Raw genomic sequence first — 4,962 nt, forward strand, 5'->3', positions numbered from 1 at the left:
GGGCAGGGCGGGATGGTCTCCGTGCCGGTCGCCGAGACCGTGGCGGTGGAGCTGATCGCTCCTTGGGCGGGGCGCGTGAGTGTCGCGACGGTCAATGGCCCGCGGTCCACGGTGGTGGCTGGTGAGGCCGCCGCCCTGGATGAGTTCATGGCGGCCTGTGAGCGGGAGGGGGTGCGGGCGCGTCGTATTCCGGTGGATTACGGGTCGCACACGGCGCAGGTCGAGTTGTTGCGGGAGGCCCTGCTGGAGCTGGCCGCTGCGGTGGCGCCGCGCTTGGGCGACGTACCCATGTACTCGACCGTCACCGGGGAGCTGCTCGGGGACGGTGTGGCCGACGCCGAGTACTGGTACCGCAATCTGCGCGAGCCCGTCCGCTTCCACGACACCGTCAAGGGGCTCATCGCCTCCGGCCACACCACCTTCGTCGAGGTCAGCCCCCACCCCGTACTGACCTCCGCGATCGAGGACACGGGAGAGGCCGCGGCGGCGGAGGTGGCCGTAGTGGGCACCCTGCGGCGTGCCGAGGGCGGCCCCCAGCGGGTGGTGGCGTCGCTGGCCGAGCTGTGGGTGCGGGGCGTCGTACCGGACTGGCAAGCCGTGTTCGCGGACACGGATGGCCGCCGGGTGGACCTGCCGACGTACGCCTTCCAGACCGAGCACTACTGGTTCGACACGGCGCCGGCCCGCCCCGTGGCGGGCGCGGACCCGCACGCCGCGTTCTGGGAGGTCGTCGAGCGCGAGGACCTGGAGGGACTCGCCAAGACGCTGCGCCTGGACGAGGAGGGGCCCGAGCTGACGGCCGTACTGCCCGCGCTCTCCGCGTGGCACAAGCGGCACGCCGAGGCGGCCACCCTGGAGTCGTGGCGGTACCGGGCGCACTGGAAGCCGCTGCCCGGCGGCCCCAAGGCCGCGCTGTCCGGCACCTGGCTGGTGGCCGTCGCCCCCGACCAGCTCGACGGCGCGCTGTACGAGGCGGTGGCCGGGGCCCTGCGTGCGCACGGGGCCGAGGTCGAACCGCTGGTCGTGAGCGACCCCGGAGGATTTGGAGACCCCGGAGATACCGGGCAAGGGGAGCGGCCGTGGGCCGAGGCGCTCGCCGCGCACCCTGAGGCGGCCGGCGTGCTGTCCCTGCTCGCGCAGGACGAGAAGCCGCTGCTCGCACACGGCGAGACGTCCCGCACGGAAGCGACCGCCGTCCCGGCCGGGTACGCCCGTAACCTCGCGCTGCTCCAGCAGCTGGAGGCCGCCGACCTGGACGCCGCACTGTGGTGCGTCACCCAGGGCGCGGTGTCCACCGGGGAGCGCGACCCGCTCACCAGCCCGGCACAGGCGCTGGTCTGGGGCCTCGGCAGGGTGGCCGCACAAGAGCTGCCGACCCGCTGGGGCGGTCTGGTGGACCTGCCGCAGGAGCCGGACGAGCGCGTCCTCGCACGGCTGTGCGCGGTACTCGCCGTCGGGGCCGCTGAGACCGCCGAGGCCGCCAAGGCCGCCGAGACCGCCAAGGCCGCCGAGACCGCCGAGACCGGCGAGACCGGCGAGGACCAGATCGCCGTACGCCCCTCCGGGACCTACGGGCGCCGGCTCGTCCGCGCGCCCCTCGGCGACGCGCAGGGCGACGCCTGGACCCCGGACAAGGGCACCGTGCTGATCACCGGCGGCACCGGCGCGCTCGGCAGCCAGGTCGCCAGGCGGCTGGCCGCCCGGGGCGCCGAGCACCTGCTGCTCGTCAGCAGGCGGGGCGGCGACGCTCCCGGCGCCGCCGAGCTGGAGGCCGAACTCGCCGCGGCCGGGGCCCGCGTGACCACGGCGGCCTGTGACGTGACCGACCCGGACGCGCTGCGTCACCTGCTGGACTCGGTGCCCGACGACTGCCCGCTGACGATGGTGGTGCACACCGCGGCCGTTCTGGACGACGGGGCACTCACCACCCTGACGCCCGCGCGGCTCGACCGGGTGCTGCGGGTCAAGGCGGGCGCCGCGTGGCAGCTGCACGAGATGACCCGGGACCTGGGGCTCACCGCCTTCGTACTGTTCTCGTCGCTGGCCGGGACCGTCGGCATGGCGGGCCAGGGCAACTACGCGCCCGGCAACGCCTACCTCGACGCGCTCGCCCAGCACCGCCACGCACAGGGACTCCCGGCCACCTCCGTGGCCTGGGGCTCCTGGGCGCGGGGCGGCATGGCCGAGCGGGACGCGGTGGCCGACACCAGCACCCGGCACGGCGTACCGCTGCTGCCACCGGAGCGGGCCGTCACCGCGCTGGAGGCGGCGTTGGCACACGGCGACACCAGTCTCGTCATCGCCGACATCGACTGGGAGAGGTTCGCGCACGCCTATACCGCGACGCGGCCCAGCCCGCTCCTCGCCGAACTGCCCGAGGCCCGCCGCGCCGTACGCACGGCGGACGAGCCCACGGAAGGTGCCGCCACCACGCTGTCCGAGCGGCTGGCCGGTCTCGCACCGGCCGACCGCGAGCGGCGGCTGCGCGAGGCCGTTCGCAATCAGGTGGCCGCCGTCCTCGGCCACGACTCCGGGGAGACGGTGGAGATCCGGCGCCGGTTCCTCGAACTCGGCCTGGACTCGGTCACCGCCGTCGAACTGCGCAACCGGCTCAACACCGCGACCGGCCTGCGGCTGCCCACCACCGTCATCTTCGACCATCCGACCGTGACCGAACTCGTCCGCTACCTCGACACCGAACTGTTCGGCGAGAGCGAGAGCGAGACCGGCCCGACCGCCTACGCGGCGACACCGGGCACGCCCGAACTCAACCGCGTCGAGGCCCTCTTGACCCGGCTTCCCGACGGCGATCCGTCCAGGGCCGAGCTGGCCGAGCGGCTGCGGCACCTGCTGCGCGCCGCCACCAGCGCGGTCTCCACTGACACGACTTCCACTGGCACGACTTCCACCGGCACGGCTCCCGGCGGCGAAGAAGCCGTCGACGCCGAGGACCTCGAATCCGCGAGCAACGACGAGCTCTTCGACTACATCGGCAAGGAGTTCGGGATCTCCTGAACTCCCCGTCGACGTCGCGGCTCGGACCACCGGCGCCCTCCCGCGGGCGCACGCACACTTCCGTCTCACCCTCGGGGGGCACGCAAGCATGGAAGACGCCAAGAAGCTCCGCCACTATCTGACCCGGGTCACAGCCGAGCTGAAGGAGACCAGGTCGCGGCTGGAGGCCGTGGAGTCGGCAGGCAGCGAGCCGGTGGCGATCGTCGGGATGAGCTGCCGCTTCCCCGGCGGCGTCACCTCACCGGACGACCTGTGGCGGCTGCTCGGCGAGGGCGGCGACGCCATCACGGGGCTCCCCGCCGACCGCGGCTGGGACCCGGCCGCCCTGATCGACGTGACGGGCGAGCGCCCCGGCTCCTCGTACGTGGCCGAGGGCGGGTTCCTGCACGACGCCGGGGAGTTCGACGCCGACTTCTTCGGCATCTCCCCGCGCGAGGCGCTGGCCATGGACCCGCAGCAGCGGCTGCTCCTGGAGACCTCCTGGGAGCTGTTCGAACGCTCCGGCATCGCCCCGGACGCCCTGGAGGGCAGCAGGACCGGCGTCTTCATCGGCTCCAGCTTCCGGGACTACGGCAGCAGGCTGCCCGCGATCCCCGAGGAGGTCGAGGGCCACGCCATGACGGGCACCGCGGGCAGTGTGGCCTCGGGGCGTATCGCGTACAGCTTCGGTCTGACGGGTCCGGCGGTGACGGTGGACACGGCGTGCTCGTCGTCGCTGGTGGCGCTGCATCTGGCGGTGCAGGCGCTGCGGCAGGGCGAGTGCTCGATGGCGCTCGCGGGCGGGGTCGCGGTGATGTCGACGCCGGATCTCTTCACCGAGTTCAGCCGGCAGCGGGGCCTGGCGCGGGACGGCCGCTGCAAGGCGTTCGCCGCCACCGCCGACGGCATGAGCGCGGCCGAGGGCGTGGGCCTGCTGCTGGTGGAGCGTCTGTCGGACGCGCGGCGCAACGGGCACCAGGTGCTGGCGGTGATCCGTGGTTCGGCGGTCAACCAGGACGGCGCCTCCAGCGGCCTTACCGCGCCCAACGGCCCCGCACAGCGGCGGGTCATCCGGCAGGCGCTCGCGAGCGCCGGGCTCGCCCCGTCCGACGTCGACGTGGTGGAGGCGCACGGCACGGGCACCACCTTGGGCGACCCGATCGAGGCGCAGGCGCTGCTCGCGACATACGGGCAGAACCGCGCCGAGGAGCGGCCGTTGCTGCTCGGCTCCCTCAAGTCCAACATCGGCCACACGCAGGCCGCGGCAGGCGTCGCCGGGGTCATCAAGGTGGTCGAGTCGATGCGGCACGGTGTGGTGCCGAGGACGTTGCATGTCGATGAGCCGACGCCGCATGTGGACTGGGCTTCGGGTGCGGTGGAGTTGGTGACCGAGGGTCGTGCGTGGCCGGAGACGGGGCGTGTGCGGCGTGCGGGTGTGTCGTCGTTCGGTGTGAGTGGCACGAACGCGCATGTGATCGTGGAGCAGGCTCCGGCGGTCGCCGAGGTTGCGGCTGAGCCCGGTCCGGCTGGTGTGGTGGCCGGTGGTGGTGTGGTGCCGTGGGTGGTGTCGGGCCGGTCGGGCGCGGCGCTGCGTGGGCAGGCCGGGCGGTTGCGGGAGTTCGCGGCGGCTTCCGAGGCGTCGGTTGTCGATGTGGGCTGGTCGTTGGCGTCGTCGCGGGCGGGTCTTGAGCACCGGGCCGTGGTGCTCGGTTCGGACCGCGAGGAGCTGCTCGCCGCGCTGGAGGCGGTCGCGGCGGGCAAGCCCGCCGAAGGTGTCGTGTCCGGGGTGCGGGCCGATGACGCCGACGGTGTGGTGTTCGTCTTCCCCGGCCAGGGTTCGCAGTGGGCGGGCATGGCGATCCAACTCCTGGACTCCTCGCCGGTGTTCGCCCACCGGTTCACGCAGTGCGCGGCCGCGTTGGCGCCGCACATCGATTGGGTGCCCGAGGACGTTCTGCGAGAGCGGGA

General features: G+C 73.7%; 2 protein-coding genes. Both read left to right on the forward strand.

Annotated features, from left to right (window positions below):
• On the forward strand, positions 1–3,015 hold a 3,015-nt coding region (locus ACWDVB_RS40080), incomplete at its 5' end, for an SDR family NAD(P)-dependent oxidoreductase (RefSeq protein WP_451519996.1).
• Positions 3,016–3,103: 88 nt separating this feature from the next.
• Positions 3,104–4,962 (forward strand): type I polyketide synthase (locus ACWDVB_RS40085; protein WP_451519997.1); only part of this gene is annotated, 1,859 nt, incomplete at its 3' end.

It is taken from the genome of Streptomyces sp. NPDC003379 (assembly GCF_053589195.1).